Source organism: Niallia sp. HCP3S3_B10, from assembly GCF_052064465.1.
GTDB lineage: Bacteria > Bacillota > Bacilli > Bacillales > Cytobacillaceae > Niallia > Niallia hominis.
This window is the reverse complement of the sequence record NZ_JBQHVO010000044.1, coordinates 1-14,169: the sequence shown is the minus strand read 5'-3', so window position 1 is coordinate 14,169 and position 14,169 is coordinate 1. Positions and strand designations below refer to the sequence as shown.

10 protein-coding genes are annotated in these 14,169 nt (G+C 34.1%); 2 read left to right on the top strand and 8 right to left on the bottom strand.

The annotated features are described in order from the left end of the window. Positions 1 to 707 precede the first annotated feature (707 nt). The 6 genes from ACTNDN_RS17295 to ezrA all read right to left on the bottom strand — a co-directional run bounded on the left by ACTNDN_RS17295 (position 708) and on the right by ezrA (position 8,967). Entirely contained in the window at positions 708 to 2,309 is a 1,602-nt protein-coding gene (locus ACTNDN_RS17295; protein WP_031534958.1) for an amidohydrolase, read from the bottom strand. Between the two features lie 149 nt (positions 2,310 to 2,458). Further along, a complete protein-coding gene (mbcS, locus tag ACTNDN_RS17290) occupies positions 2,459 to 4,033 on the bottom strand; it encodes an acyl-CoA synthetase MbcS (RefSeq protein ID WP_031534960.1) in 1,575 nt (524 codons plus the stop codon). Between the two features lie 186 nt (positions 4,034 to 4,219). Beyond that, positions 4,220 to 4,426 carry an alpha/beta-type small acid-soluble spore protein gene (locus tag ACTNDN_RS17285; RefSeq protein WP_031534962.1) on the bottom strand — a complete coding sequence of 69 codons (207 nt, stop codon included), beginning with the start codon at positions 4,424 to 4,426 and terminating at the stop codon, positions 4,220 to 4,222. Between the two features lie 138 nt (positions 4,427 to 4,564). Further along, positions 4,565 to 5,773: a tRNA uracil 4-sulfurtransferase ThiI gene (gene thiI / locus ACTNDN_RS17280; RefSeq protein WP_031534964.1), complete on the bottom strand. Its 1,209-nt coding sequence runs from the start codon at positions 5,771 to 5,773 to the stop codon at positions 4,565 to 4,567. Further along, positions 5,770 to 6,915, bottom strand: coding sequence for a cysteine desulfurase family protein (locus ACTNDN_RS17275; RefSeq protein WP_031534966.1), 1,146 nt, complete (start codon positions 6,913 to 6,915; stop codon positions 5,770 to 5,772). The genes thiI and ACTNDN_RS17275 overlap by 4 nt, the downstream gene beginning before the upstream one ends. Before the next feature lie 348 nt (positions 6,916 to 7,263). Further along, the gene (gene ezrA, locus ACTNDN_RS17270; RefSeq protein ID WP_031534968.1) at positions 7,264 to 8,967 is read right to left on the bottom strand and encodes a septation ring formation regulator EzrA; all 1,704 of its coding nucleotides are present in this window, start codon (positions 8,965 to 8,967) and stop codon (positions 7,264 to 7,266) included. Positions 8,968 to 9,376: 409 nt separating this feature from the next. Between ezrA and hisJ the strand changes: the two genes are divergently transcribed. Then, entirely contained in the window at positions 9,377 to 10,183 is an 807-nt protein-coding gene (gene hisJ, locus ACTNDN_RS17265; protein ID WP_031534970.1) for a histidinol-phosphatase HisJ, read from the top strand. Here hisJ and refZ read toward each other — a convergent pair. Further along, complete coding sequence (gene refZ, locus ACTNDN_RS17260) at positions 10,166 to 10,792, bottom strand: forespore capture DNA-binding protein RefZ (protein ID WP_031534972.1); 627 nt, start codon at positions 10,790 to 10,792, stop codon at positions 10,166 to 10,168. The genes hisJ and refZ overlap by 18 nt on opposite strands. Before the next feature lie 275 nt (positions 10,793 to 11,067). On the opposite strand from refZ, the gene ACTNDN_RS17255 reads away from it, so the two are divergent. Then, a complete protein-coding gene (locus tag ACTNDN_RS17255; protein WP_031534976.1) occupies positions 11,068 to 11,553 on the top strand; it encodes a GAF domain-containing protein in 486 nt (161 codons plus the stop codon). A 66-nt stretch (positions 11,554 to 11,619) separates the two neighbouring features. Here ACTNDN_RS17255 and ACTNDN_RS17250 read toward each other — a convergent pair whose 3' ends face one another. Beyond that, positions 11,620 to 13,494, bottom strand: coding sequence for a sensor domain-containing diguanylate cyclase (locus tag ACTNDN_RS17250; RefSeq protein ID WP_031534978.1), 1,875 nt, complete (start codon positions 13,492 to 13,494; stop codon positions 11,620 to 11,622). Positions 13,495 to 14,169: the final 675 nt, after the last annotated feature.

The following is a 14,169-nucleotide window of genomic DNA, read 5'->3' as shown; positions in this document are numbered from 1 at the left end:
TCCATATTCGAAATATTCCATATTATATATATTATTTTGGTAACTGGCAATCTTTTTTAGAAATGTTTGTCAAATACAGCCAAAAGAGACTGGGACAAAACTAAATAACTAATCTTTAAAGACGAACAATCTCTAATTTAGCTCTTAAATAATGCTACACTATCTATGTTTTTAAATATAGTTAAGTGTATAAAATAAGTCGTTCATTGTGCTACAGATGCACGGATGCGCCGGAGAGGAAGCTGAGCCTCACTACGCGACCACTGAAAAACAGATAGCTATTGATGATTGGTCGTAACCGCCTTTTAAACTTAGATGTGCAAATTGTTTTCCAAGGTGACCACATGACTCATTGGGGCGAGCGCTGAGCCGCTTCGTCGCTCCGCTCCTGCAGGGTCTCGGACTTTCTCGCTGCTCCCATAGGAGTTAAGCGGTCACCTCTCCAAACCAACTTAATATTCGCTTTCAAATAAATAAATTCTTATTTAATTTGGAAAAACTATACTTTTTCAGTGCCCTCATCACTGCGTTGCTGGTTCTAAAGCGTCTCTAATTCCCGCAAAAGTCGAGCGTCCTCTGCTCCATTTCACTTCGTTTTTAAACCTTTTTCTAAAAAATAAATACGAACTATAATGTAATCTAATTACATTATAGTTCGTATTTGTTGTTGGTTGAAATACTTATGTCCCTGCCTCTTTCACTTGTTATTACTTTAATCGATCATACATTATTTCATTTCCAACAATTGTTTTTGTTACTTCTATTTTATCTATTTCACTTGGACTTACTTCAAAAATATCTTTATTCAATACAGTAAAATCTGCTAAATAGCCTTTTTCAATTTTCCCTCGATCTTCTTCATGACAAATGGCATAAGCACTTCCTTTTGTATAAAGGCTCACTGCTTCATATACTGTTAACGCCTCTTCTGGAAGGTATCCGTTTCCTTCTATGTCTTCTGCATTAGTTCTTGTAATAGCTGCTTGAATTCCTACTAAAGGATTTGCACTTTCAATTGGAGCATCAGAACCCCCTGCACAATGTAATCCCTCTTTTAATAATGTTTTCCAAGCATAACAATAGGCAAGATTTTCTTTCCCCAGTCTATCTATTACCCAAGGAAAGTCTGAAGTTACAAAGCTAGGCTGGATATCTAATATTAACGGCAAGTCTTTCATACGTTCCATTAAATCCTTGCGAAGCATCGTTGCATGAATAAGGCGATCTCTTCCAAATCCTTGTAAAGGATGTTGTTCAATAGCTTGTAAGACCATTTCAAAAGCTGCATCGCCTATTGCATGTACAGCAATCGGAACTTCTCTCTTCCTTGCCTTTTCTACTAATTCATTTAATTGTTCTTGTGAAAAAATGCTTACTCCATTTGTTGAAGGATCATCAAGGTATGGTCTACTTAAAAGAGCGGTTCTTCCACCAAAAGCACCATCAGCAAATATTTTCATACTGCCAAGCTCCACCCATTCGGTACCACCTAGATATTTCCCGCCATCATGTATCATCTCATCAAATACTTCATGATGCACAAGCAAATGGGCTCTAAAGTGATTTCCTTCTTCTTCAATTACTTTTTTATAGGAACGATATGTTCCTTCATAGCCATGATAATAGTGTAAGTCTTCAGTATGAGCTCCAGTTAGTCCTAACTTATAGGCATCTTTAATACCTGCTCGCAATGCTCTTTCCACATATTCATCGGTTACTTTAGGCAAGACTCTTGTTATTAACTCTTGTGCTTGATCTTTAAAAACTCCAATAATCGTGCCTTCCTCATCCTTCTCCATAACTCCACCAATTGGAGAGGAAGTATCATTTGTAATATTGGCAATTTTTAAAGCATATGAATTTACTGCAATTGCATGCTTACATATACGATTTAGGAGGACTGGATGGTTTGGAACATACTGATCAATATCTATAGAAGTCAGTACCTGTTGCTCCTGCCACATATTTTCATTCCATCCATCTCCTATAATCCATTGCCCTTCTTCTATATTCTCTGCATAATTAGCTAGCAACCGCAAAGCTTCCTCTTTTGATGTGCAAGTGGATAAATTTAATCTTAATAGCTTTTCCCCATGCCCAACTAGGTGCATATGACTATCTACAAATCCCGGAAGGAGAACTTCACCTTCTAAGTCTATTTTTTCTTGTATCCTTCCTTCGTATTTTTCTTCCAAGTACTTTTTATCGCCGAAATCCACGATATATTGCTCCTCTGTAAAAATTGCCTCAACTACTTGTCCTTCCTCTTTAAGCGTATACATCTTCCCACCATAAATCAGTTTCCCCATGCAAATCCTCCTACTATCTTAAATTTCGATTGAATGGCAATAAACTCTATAAATCATCAGTTCTGTTTTATTAAAAAGGACACTAACTTTAGTGCCCTTTTTAATACCTTTCGCACTCTGTTTTGAGAACGAGAAGTTTATTTTCTTCTTTAGTTGCTACGCTCTTCTTTCTCTCGTAATTCCACTCTTCTAATTTTCCCTGAAGTCGTTTTAGGCAATTCTTCCATAAATTCGATTTTACGTGGATACTTATATGGAGCCGTTAATTTTTTTACATGTGTTTGCAGTTCTTTTATTAATTCTTCTGTTCCTTCTATTTTATCTCGAAGAACTATAAATGCTTTCACGACATTTCCTCTAATTGGGTCTGGACTTGCCACTACCGCACACTCTTTAACTGCTTTATGCTTAACTAAAGCATCTTCTACTTCAAAAGGTCCAATCGTGTAGCCAGAGCTAATAATAATATCATCTCTTCTGCCTTCGAACCAAAAGTAACCATCCTCATCTTTCTTAGCACGATCACCAGTGATATAGTAATCTCCACGGAATTGATTTTTTGTTCTTTCTGGTTCTTTTAAATATTCTTTAAATAATGCAGGAGTATCTTTGTGTACTGCGATATCTCCAACTTCCCCTACTGAACAAATTTCTCCATCTTCATTTATGATTTCGACGCTATTTCCTGGAGTTGGTTTCCCCATAGATCCAGGGCGTAATTCTACTCCCTTTGTGATCCCTACTAATAACGTATTTTCCGTTTGTCCATATCCATCACGGACATCTAGTTGGAAATTCGCTTTAAATACATCAATAACTTCTCTATTTAGTGGTTCTCCAGCAGAAACTGCGCTTCGTAATTGATCTAATTGATACTTTTGAATATCTTCCACTTTTGCCATTAAGCGATACTCTGTTGGCGTACAGCAAAAAACATTTACTTCATATTTCTCCAAAAGCTGCAGATATTTATCCGGGTTGAATCTTCCATGATAGACTAGTCCAATTGCACCAGATCCTAAAACAGATAATAGTGGGCTCCAAACCCATTTCTGCCATCCTGGACCTGCCGTTGCCCATACAAGGTCACCTTCTTCAATATTCAGCCAATTTGGTGCTGCTGTTCTGAGGTGAGCATATGCCCAACCATGCGTATGTACGACACCTTTTGGATTTCCAGTTGTTCCTGATGTATAGGAAATAAATGCTGTATCTGACTTATGTGTACTTACCAGTTCTAGTTCATCTGAAACCTCCAGTACTCGCTCATCTAAAAGCATCCAACCTTCTTTTGCTTCACCTAATACAAAACGTTTAATAGTATGTATTTCTTCCACTAATTCTAATTCCTCTAAAAATGGATAATAGCTAACTACCCCTTTTACTTCTCCATGCTTAATGCGATATTGTAAATCTTTTGCGCGAAGCATTTCTGAACTTGGAAGGACAGTTATTCCCAGTTTTAAAGCTGCTAAGTATACCTGATAGGCTTCTATTATCCTTGGAACAATAACAAGAACAACATCTCCTTTTTGTAGGCCCTCTTCTTTGAAAACATTTCCTATTCTATTTGCTGCTTTCATTAAGGAGGAATAAGTAACTTCCTTTGTTTCGCCCTCTTCATTCTCCCATTTTAAAGCAAGTCTATCTGTATTTTGGGCAAATTTCTCAATCTCCGAAACAAAATTATATTGTTCTGGAGCAATTAAATCCTCCGTCCGCATATGTAGTCTCCTCCTGTTTCTAAAAGTAAATACTTAACCCATTATACTACCCTATCTCCAATTTTTGAATTAATTAAATTTCGTTCCTTTAAGGAGCCAATCTTTTACCAATAAAAGCAAAAAATAGGCCTACATAAAGAAGAAGCAAGGCATGATGCCTTGCTTCTTGTAGCCATTACTATTCAATTATTTAGAGAAACCGCCGCCTAATTGTTGTTCAGCCATTTGCACTAAACGTTTAGTGATCTCACCACCAACAGAACCGTTAGCACGAGAAGTTGTTTCAGCACCTAAGTTTACACCAAACTCAGTAGCAATTTCATATTTCATTTGATCTAGAGCTTGAGAAACCCCAGGTACTAATAATTGATTTGAATTGTTGCTGCTTGCCATGTGTATCACCTCCTTGTGATAATAGAATGTGTAATACACATAGCATTCATTCGTTCTTTTTACTGGTAATTGTTCACAAAAAAACAGGAAATTTTTGTATCATACCACTTCTCCCTTATGGCGGTCATGCAAAACACTTTAAAAAAGTGAATCTATTTCGGTCTCCTTCTTCTTCTCTTCCCTTTTAAGGATAATCGTTTCAATATGATTAACTGCTTCTTCAATCAATGGTTCAAAGTCAGTAAAGCTTTCATAATATTGTATTTTTTCTTTTTTTGGTTTAGTCTTAGGCGATGCCGGCACAAATACCGTGCAGCAATCCTCATATGGACGAATAGAGATATCATGTGTATCAATTTTTTTTGCCCATTCGATTATTTCTGTTTTATCTGTAGTTATTAAAGGTCTTAAAATAGGTGTGTTTGTTACATCGTTGATTGCATACATACTCTCTAATGTCTGACTAGCAACTTGCCCTAAGCTTTCGCCCGTGATAATAGCCAGCGCTTCTTTTCTTCTGCGAATTTCATCTGTTATTCTTAGCATAATTCTTCTCGTTGCGGTCATTGTATAATTTTCTGGAATCTGCTTATGAATTAACTGCTGAATAGTTGTAAATGGAACAATATGCAACACAAAGTGACCATTAAAACTTGCAAGCTTTTCCGAAATATCAATTACTTTTTGTTTTGCTCTTTCACTTGTAAACGGAGGACTAAAGAAGTGTACCCCTTCAACTTTTAATCCTCTTTTCATAGATAAATATCCTGCTACCGGGCTATCTAATCCACCAGATAACATTAGCATTGCTTTCCCGCTCGTTCCTGAAGGAAGCCCCCCCGCCCCTGGAATATTTTCACAGGAAAGATAGATTGCTTCTGTTCTAACTTCAATCTGAACATTTATATCAGGATTTTTAACATCAACTTTTAAACCAGAGATATTTTTTAGCAAATGCCCACCAATCGCCTGATTAATTTCATTTGTATCTAGTTCAAATTCTTTGTCAGCTCGTCTTGCACTTATTTTAAAGGTACATCCCTCTTTATATAAAGAAGAAACAATATCTAAAGCAGCTGCTTTTACTTTCTCTATATCCCGCTCAAGCTTTACTGCTGGGCTAAAGGATTGAATACCAAAGATGTTTTTAAGCACTTTAGAAATTTCCTCTTCCTTTTCACCATTTAACATTACATACATTCTTTCTCTTTTTGCTTCAATTGAAACAGATGGATAGCCCTCTAGAGACTTTGCAATTGTTCGTTTTAGTTTATCTACAAATTGCTTTCTGTTTCTCCCCTTCGTAGATAGCTCTCCATAACGTATTAAAATACGATCATATTTCACTTCATTACCCCTCTCAACCATTCCTGAATATCTTTTATAGCTGCAATTACGCTTTCCATTTCTTCTATTGTATTCTCATAGGATAAGCTAATTCGGAACGAGCTTTCTGCAAGCTGTTCTGGTACTCCTATTCCTAATAATGTTTTACTAATTTTATTTGTCTTTGATGAACAGGCACTTGTAGTGGATATATATATATCACGTTCTTCTAATGCATGAACAAATACTTCTGCCTTTATTCCTTCGATGGAGAAGTTAACAATATGAGGTACACTTTTCTCTGCTGCTGGCGTATGAATGGAGATACCTTCTATCTTAGATAATTCCTCACGCAAATAAACATTCAACTGTTTCAGAATAGGCAGTTTCTCTTTTTGATTTTGCAGCTGCATTCGTAATGCCTTGGCAGTAGCAACTGCACCAGCAACATTCTCCGTTCCGCTGCGAAAAGTATTCTCTTGCCCGCCACCTGCCAATAAAGGTTCTATTCTTTTTCCTTCTTTTATATATAAAACCCCATTTCCTTTTAAGCCATGAAATTTATGGGCAGAAATGGTATAAGCATCTATGTTTGCCTTATTTATTGAGAGGGCTTTTTTCCCAATTCCTTGAACACCATCTACATGAAAAAATATATTTGGATAATTGGTTAATCGTTTACCGATTTCCTCAACTGGCTGAATAGATCCTATTTCATTATTTACATGCATAATAGAAACAAGGATGGTTTCTTTGCGTATATTTTTGATTATATCCTCGATTGATACTTGACCAAACTCATCGACAGGGACATAAGAAATAGTGAAACCGTCATCTTCTAATTGCTCCATTACTTTGTGAATGGAATCATGTTCAATTGCTGTGGTAATAATATGATTCCCTCTACTTTTATATGAACGAGCAATTCCTTTTAAAACGGTATTATTTCCTTCTGTACCACCTGAGGTAAAAAATACTTCATTGCTTTTCACTTCTAAAAGTCCCGCAATTTGTTCTCTTGCTTGTATTAACAGCTTCTCTGATTCCATTCCTATTCGATGGATTGAGGATGGATTTCCAAAATATTTTTGGGATACAGTCGTAAAAGACTCAATAACCTCTGGAAAAGGCTTAGTTGTTGCACTATTATCTAAATATATCATTACATTGGAATTTCCTTTCCATTATAAAAATTCGTTAATCCGCTTTTCCTTTAGCGACAATCATTTTCACTCACATAACGTTATAATTGTTACGTCTTTAACTCTCTACTTTATCCTCTATAAAGCGGAATAATATTCACTAATCGAAGTTTCACTTTATTATGCTACCAAAAAACTTTTTCAAATAAAAGAATAAGCTTCATAAAAATTCATTATATCTATTCTTACTGGAAATAAAATGTTAACTCTTTCCATAACCGGAGAAATTTTTCGCTTTCCACAAAAAAAGTCTGAGACATGTCCCTCAGACTTTTTTCTACTTATAATGGAATTAGATGTTACTCATCATTACTTTTCATTTTCTTTCCATTCATGTGACCAAGCTTGAATCTTATTAGTACTTCCAGGCTCTATCTCTTCAATGGTTGCTGCAGCATATTGCAATGCTTCTTTATAGCGATAATTTCTAAAATGTGCTTCTGCCTCTAATAAGCCTTGATGGACTTTTTGATATTGGCGACGATACCTGTTCCCATATTGAATGATTTTCTCTGCTAAATAAACGGTTTCTACCAATTCAAGTGTTGCATTAACTAGCACCGTCACTTTTTCTTCTGTCACTTCTATTATGTTCTTCACTTCAACCATATTTAATGGTGTTCGATCTAACATTCTTTTTGCTTCATCAATACTTTCTTTTGCTTCTCGTACTAGCTCATTATACTCATCTGTCACACCTGGCAAATTGCTATTAGTAACACTTCTAATAGCTTCTGCCACTTGTTTACTTAGTTCTCTTATACGATTATGTGCAGAAACTTCATCTTTACGTAGAGCATGCAGCCTATCAAATAATTCTTTTTGTTCTAAAGAGGCATTTTCTAATTGCCCTTTCAGTTCCTTAAGTTCTTCTCCCAACAGAGTATGTGCTGCTGATTCAGTCAAGAGCTTATGTTCTAATACTTCATATTGCTTATAGAGATGATTTAATTTCTTCTCAAGCTTAAATTGCAGTTCAATATCTTCATTATCTAGATTATAGTTTGTCTGCAATAATCCAACTTCTACTTGAAGCTGTGCGTTTCCTTGCTGAACATCTTCTAAGATTTCCTTGGTTACGTTGATATTATTACTACAATAATTTTTTGCAAGTACTTCTTTTTCTAATAAATCATATAGCAAATCCAGCTTTTCCTGTATTTCTGCAATAACCTTTTCTACTGCCTCAACTTTTCCTTCTCTTAAATCATTTTCAGTTGATGCAAGTTCATTCATTAAGTTTTCGATTGCTTCTTCCATTTGCAAATGTTCCAAGATGTATCCTTGCTCCAACATATCTACATAGCCATCTTTTAACTCATCAAGTTGTTCTGGCAATTTTGTCTGACATTCAATCAGTAATGGAGGAATTTTTTCCATCAGATAAGTAATCGTTGTTAAACGTTCTTGCATTTTATAAACAATCTCTCTTGCTTCCAAATAATCCCCATTATTCGTTTTTTCATCATAAGTTATAAATAATTCCGCAACTTCGTGAAGCATTGTTTCAATCTTTTTCTCTGTCTCACCATAAGTATGACGATGTGCTAAAAGATTTTTTTTGCTGACACGGTAGGATTCTTTAAGTTCTTCAATTTCCGATCTGTTCTTTTCTTCACTACCAACTAGATTATTAAGTTCTTCTAATATAGTATCAATTCTTTTATCTACACTTTCCATTTTAAAGCGAATAGTATCTTGTGTCTTCTTGGCTTTCGGAAAGTTATATTTATCAATATAATTTTCCGTATCAAAAAGCAATTCCTCAATAGTAGGCAATTCGGTAGTAACAATGTCATCCCATTCTTTTCTCCATCTTTCGAACAACTCTTCGGTTTGTCCAATCATATTCAATTGTTTAACCTTTGCAAGCTCTTCTAATACGGGACGATTCATCATGTCTATTTTCCAATTTTCTAATTCATCGACACCATTATAATATTTTCGTTTAATAAAATATCCCGCTACAAATAGGCAAATAACTAAACCTATTCCACCAATTATGTAATTCATTTGAAGCCCCCTGTTCATACACCGGCCATAATTCCGTATCTATTTTAATTAAGCTAATAATTATCTAATAGTAAAGAGCAGTATTCCACAAAAATAATACGCATAAAGGTAACTGCCGTAAAAAAAAGATTACTTTTTCAAAATCCAAGCAAAATGTTTTAAGCTATATTAGATATCTCCCTTTTTGCAGGTAAATTTCTTTGTATTTATGATAACATGTAAACGACATTTTTTGACTATTATTTTACGTTTTTTTCATAATTTCGTTTACTTTTTTCAAAGTTCGCTAGATAACTTAAATTATATAAGTATTTTTCAAAAATAACACGTATAACTACTTCTTTATTAGTCTTCCTGCTATATTAGGTATATATCAATATTAGCAAATATAGAAAGGGTGATTATTCCCATGCAAAAAGACGGACATATCCATACTCCATTTTGTCCACATGGTTCTAAAGATTCTCTTAAACAATACGTAGAACAGGCATTAGCCCTTGGTTATAAAGAAATGACATTTACCGAGCACGCCCCCTTACCAGAAGGGTTTATCGATACAACACCAACGCAAGACAGCAGTATAACAATCGAAACATTACCCATTTATTTAAAAGAAATACAGTGTATCAAAGCAGAATATGAAGAAACAATCAAGATAAATGTAGGACTAGAAATTGATTATATGGAGGGATTTGAACTAGAAATAAAAAACTTTCTAGCAGATTGGGGTCATTTATTAGACGACAGCATTTTAAGTGTACACTTCCTGAAAAATCCTTTAAACAATCACTATGATTGTGTCGATTACAGCCCCGAGCTTTTTGGAAATATTGTAGAGCAGTACGGAGGAATATCAAAAGTATATGCTACTTATTACCAAACACTTTTGAAATCGATTCAAGCAGACTTAGGTCCTAACAAACCAAAACGAATAGGTCATATGACGCTGATACATAAATTCCAGCATTTGTATCCCATTGACCAAGACTTTCAAACTGTTATACTCACCATTTTAGACGAAGTGAAAAATAACAATTATGAACTGGATTATAACGGAGCAGGAGTAAATAAGCCATATTGCAAAGAACCATATCCTTCAAAGTGGATAGCTGAAGAAGCGGTTAAACGTGGTATCCCCTTAGTATATGGTTCTGATGCTCACCAGGCAAAAGATTTAGGACAAGGCCGGAACGTTATGTTATGGAATAATCGATAATTCATTTTCATTCATACAAACAACGTCATGTATCCATCGATGGATCTCTTCTGAATATTTTCTTTTGAAATAATCTTCATTTAGAAAAATATGAAGAACCTCGGTAACATAGAAAGAGTGAATAAAAGGCATGGAGAGTAGCCCTTTTAATTGAATGATACTATAGGAAATAGACTGTTTCCTAAATTCTTTTTTCTCTATCCCTTTTTCCAAAATTTGTGTAAAGATATATCTTTCTTTCACATAATAAGTCGACATTATTTCCCTTACAACTTGTGAATCAATCGTAACTTCTCTTAATATAAATCTGGTTAATTGAGGATTTTTGCATTGATAGGTGATAATACTGTCTACTAATTTTTTTAACTTTTCCGTTGGATTGCAGGATTGTAAATAAACTTGTTCTAACAATTCTAAATAGGTTTCGAAAAAATTCATATAACAATATTCTAACAATCCTTGCTTACCATTAAAATAATAGGAAATATTTGCTGTATTCACTTTAGCCAGCCCAGCTATATCTCGGATAGAAGTACCATGATAACCTTTCTGATTAAATAACGAAATGGCAGCTTCTACAATGGCATCCCTTGTTGAAATTTCTTTCATCTAGCCTAACCTCTTTTCTGTTGCGAATCCTTAAAAAGTATGGTTGAATTATTAAAAACTTCGCTTTATGATAAAGACTGTTTTTTCAAGGAAGAGTGTGTATGAGTTTCCATATCAGTATTTTGGAGAACAGCCATTAAATCTACAAATATGCTATTCCTTACACTTCTTTATAAAGAGGGAGAATCCTTTAAAAGATTACCGACAAAGTATGGGTTCCTTCTGTATTTATCGTCAAAAAACAACAAAAAAAATGAGAAAGATTGGTGATATACATGTTTAGCGTCGAAACATATAAAGGTAAACGAGAAGAACAGTACCAATTAGTTGAAAAACAATTACGTGCTTTATTAGAGGGAGAACATAATACAATTGCAAATCTTTCTAATGCATCAGCATTATTAAATCAATTTCTAGAAAAAACCAACTGGGTGGGCTTTTATCTAGTTGAAGACAATGAGCTTGTTCTTGGACCATTCCAAGGCTTACCTGCTTGTGTCCGTATTCCATTGGGAAAAGGTGTTTGTGGTACCGCAGCCTTTAATAAAGAAACAGTAAGAGTTGAAGATGTTCATCAATTTCCAGGTCATATTGCCTGTGATGCAGCCTCTCAATCCGAAATCGTCATCCCATTAGTCAAGGAAGACGGTACTTTAATAGGCGTCCTTGATATTGACTCTCCAGAAAAGAATAGATTTGATGAATTAGATCAAAAATATTTAGAGATTTTTGTATCTACATTAGTTAAGTTTATAAAATAAATCGGGATGTACTTCCAAATATAAAAAGGTGTCCTGCCCTTCTTCATGAGAGGCAGAACACCTTTTTTATTCGCTAACAAGGAGAGTATTTTGGATAACTACCTTGTCTTTTCCTGTTTCCTTTGCTATATACAATGCTTTATCTGCACGCTTAAAAAGCGTATTATACGTATCATTAGTTTGCTTATTCCAATAAGAAACTCCACAGGAAATGGTAACAGATGGCTTAGAATAATCCCTTACCTTTTTCACCAATCTTTCAGCAATCGTAACACCTAAAGAAAGAGTGACTTTTGGCAAATAAATAGCTAGCTCTTCTCCACCCCATCTGGAACCAACATCTGAACTCCGAATATTTTCTTTAATAATATTCGCCACTTGAATGATAATATCATCGCCAATTTGATGTCCATATGTGTCATTTATTAATTTAAAATCATCAATATCGATTAAAATAAATGTTCCTTCCTTATCTTCTATTAAGGACCTTTGAATCTTTTCATCCAAATAACTTCTAGAAAAAAGTTTTGTTAAATGATCTGTTACGACCATTTTTTCCAACTCCTCTCTTAACAAGGAATTAGTTAAGGCAAGAGTAGAATGATGTATTAAAGACTGTAACAGTTTAAATGTATCAAATGAAAAATGGTATGCATCTGGGTGCATTACTATAGCAAACCCCTTTAATACCCCTGTTTGCATCATAGGCACAGCCATTACAGACTTATACCGAACATCCTCAAGCTGCATACTGAAATCTCCTAAAAAGAGGGAATCTTTCTCCATTTGAATTTTCTCTTTAAAATAATCAATATAATTCTTCGATTCCGGCTCAAAAAAGAAAGAAGAGCTTCCTTGTAGCACTTTTGTTGAATCATTTTCGATGGAAAACAGAATAAATCCTACTTCCTTTGCATTAAAACTCGCAGATATTCTTTCACAAATATATGTCATCATTTCATTTAAGCGTAAATTAGAATTTAATTGATCCGACGCCTCATTTATTAACTGTAAATCAGTAACTAATTTTTTTGATTGCTGATACAGCTGAGCATTTTCCAATGCACCTCCTGCCGTATTTGCCAATAAAGAAATAAATTCCACTTCATTTTTCGGAAAAGAGCTAACATCTGGAACAATAATTTGCAGAACTCCGTATACTCCTTGTTTTCCTTTTAAAGGAGCATAGATAACAGAACTTTTTTCTTCTTTCAAATTTTCGAATTGCAATTCAGCCGTAACATATGCTTCCATAGCGGCCATGTTTTCACTGTCATATTCTAAATCCTTTATTGGCAGATCCATTGGACTATTATTATCATGTGATAGCAAAAGATAATAATGATACGAAGGATACACTTTTTTTAAGGTAAAAATAACCTCTCTTAATACATCTTCCATTTTCATAGAGGAATGAAATTTTTCAGTCACTTTAAATAACTGCTTATATTTCTTCTTATCTCTATTAACATTTAACATATTTTGCATATTTCTAAATAATATTCCGACTTCCTTTGCTACCATATCGAATAAAGAAATTTCTCCATTTGGCTCGTCCAATAATTCCTTCTTGATCTTTATTGCTAGAATATAGTCAAGTTTCTCCTTACTTTTCAGGGCTAGCATCATATAATCATGTATTGTATCTTCCGTAATAGGCAACCGGAAAAATTTATACCCACTTGCCAATTGTAAATTTTCCTTTATACAGGTATTCTTTCCTAAATCATCTCTACTAGCTGTGGTGGATACGATTGACCAATTCAAATCCCATTCTTCACTGGTATATAGAGTAACTTCAACAGCCCCAAATACTTCTTTTATCGCTTGGAGCGCTTCTTGGATAATTATGTCGTAATCATCGTTTATTAATTTAATATCATACAATTCAAAAAAACGACTTTTTAATATTAATATTTTTTGGTGGCCAAGGAAGTCCATGTATTTATCACCTAATTCACCTAACTATTCATTCTTTGATTTAGTAATTCTTATTTAAAATATAAATACGAGATAAATTTAATAAAGAGTAAAAATTAATCGAAGCACTTTTCCAAGGAACAATCTTTATTTTATATATATTGATTTTTTATTTATTGTCGTAATTATAATACTTTTGTACTGATTCATAAATAGATTCCCTTTTAGAATAAGTACCAAAATAACAACTTATATATGTAACCAATCAGAATAAAATTAACGGGAAATATTTTTCTATTGAGGATGTAAACCAACAATGATAAAGCCTATAATATAGTACTAATTACATATCTATTCACAAATGTGAATAGGAGGAATCTAGTTTGCAATACCACTAAATATTACTATACACTAGGTTTTATTTTATCATGGATATAATAGAATTAATTATTTCTTGAACTCCACCTAATTATATAGTTAAATTATACTAATTATACCATATTGGCAATAAATAGATTAGACAAAAATATTTTTTTACTTTCGTTAACATTTCCCATGATCTCTAACTTATGTCATTCTGTTCTCATCCATTCAAATTAATAGTAAGTATGAGTAAAATGTTTGTGGGTAGAAAATAATTTACCCTCTGGTTTGGTTGGTGGTCGTTAGACCGCCAACCAAACGCAAGCGCGGTAG

What these genes read in the sequence shown, in the direction of transcription:
- ACTNDN_RS17295 (WP_031534958.1), bottom strand. Translation starts at nt 2,309, where the DNA reads ATGGGGAAACTGATTTATGGTGGGAAGATGTATACGCTTAAAGAGGAA.
- mbcS (WP_031534960.1), bottom strand. Translation starts at nt 4,033, where the DNA reads ATGCGGACGGAGGATTTAATTGCTCCAGAACAATATAATTTTGTTTCG.
- ACTNDN_RS17285 (WP_031534962.1), bottom strand. Translation starts at nt 4,426, where the DNA reads ATGGCAAGCAGCAACAATTCAAATCAATTATTAGTACCTGGGGTTTCT.
- ACTNDN_RS17275 (WP_031534966.1), bottom strand. Translation starts at nt 6,915, where the DNA reads ATGATATATTTAGATAATAGTGCAACAACTAAGCCTTTTCCAGAGGTT.
- ezrA (WP_031534968.1), bottom strand. Translation starts at nt 8,967, where the DNA reads ATGAATTACATAATTGGTGGAATAGGTTTAGTTATTTGCCTATTTGTA.
- hisJ (WP_031534970.1), top strand. Translation starts at nt 9,377, where the DNA reads ATGCAAAAAGACGGACATATCCATACTCCATTTTGTCCACATGGTTCT.
- refZ (WP_031534972.1), bottom strand. Translation starts at nt 10,792, where the DNA reads ATGAAAGAAATTTCAACAAGGGATGCCATTGTAGAAGCTGCCATTTCG.
- ACTNDN_RS17255 (WP_031534976.1), top strand. Translation starts at nt 11,068, where the DNA reads ATGTTTAGCGTCGAAACATATAAAGGTAAACGAGAAGAACAGTACCAA.
- ACTNDN_RS17250 (WP_031534978.1), bottom strand. Translation starts at nt 13,494, where the DNA reads ATGGACTTCCTTGGCCACCAAAAAATATTAATATTAAAAAGTCGTTTT.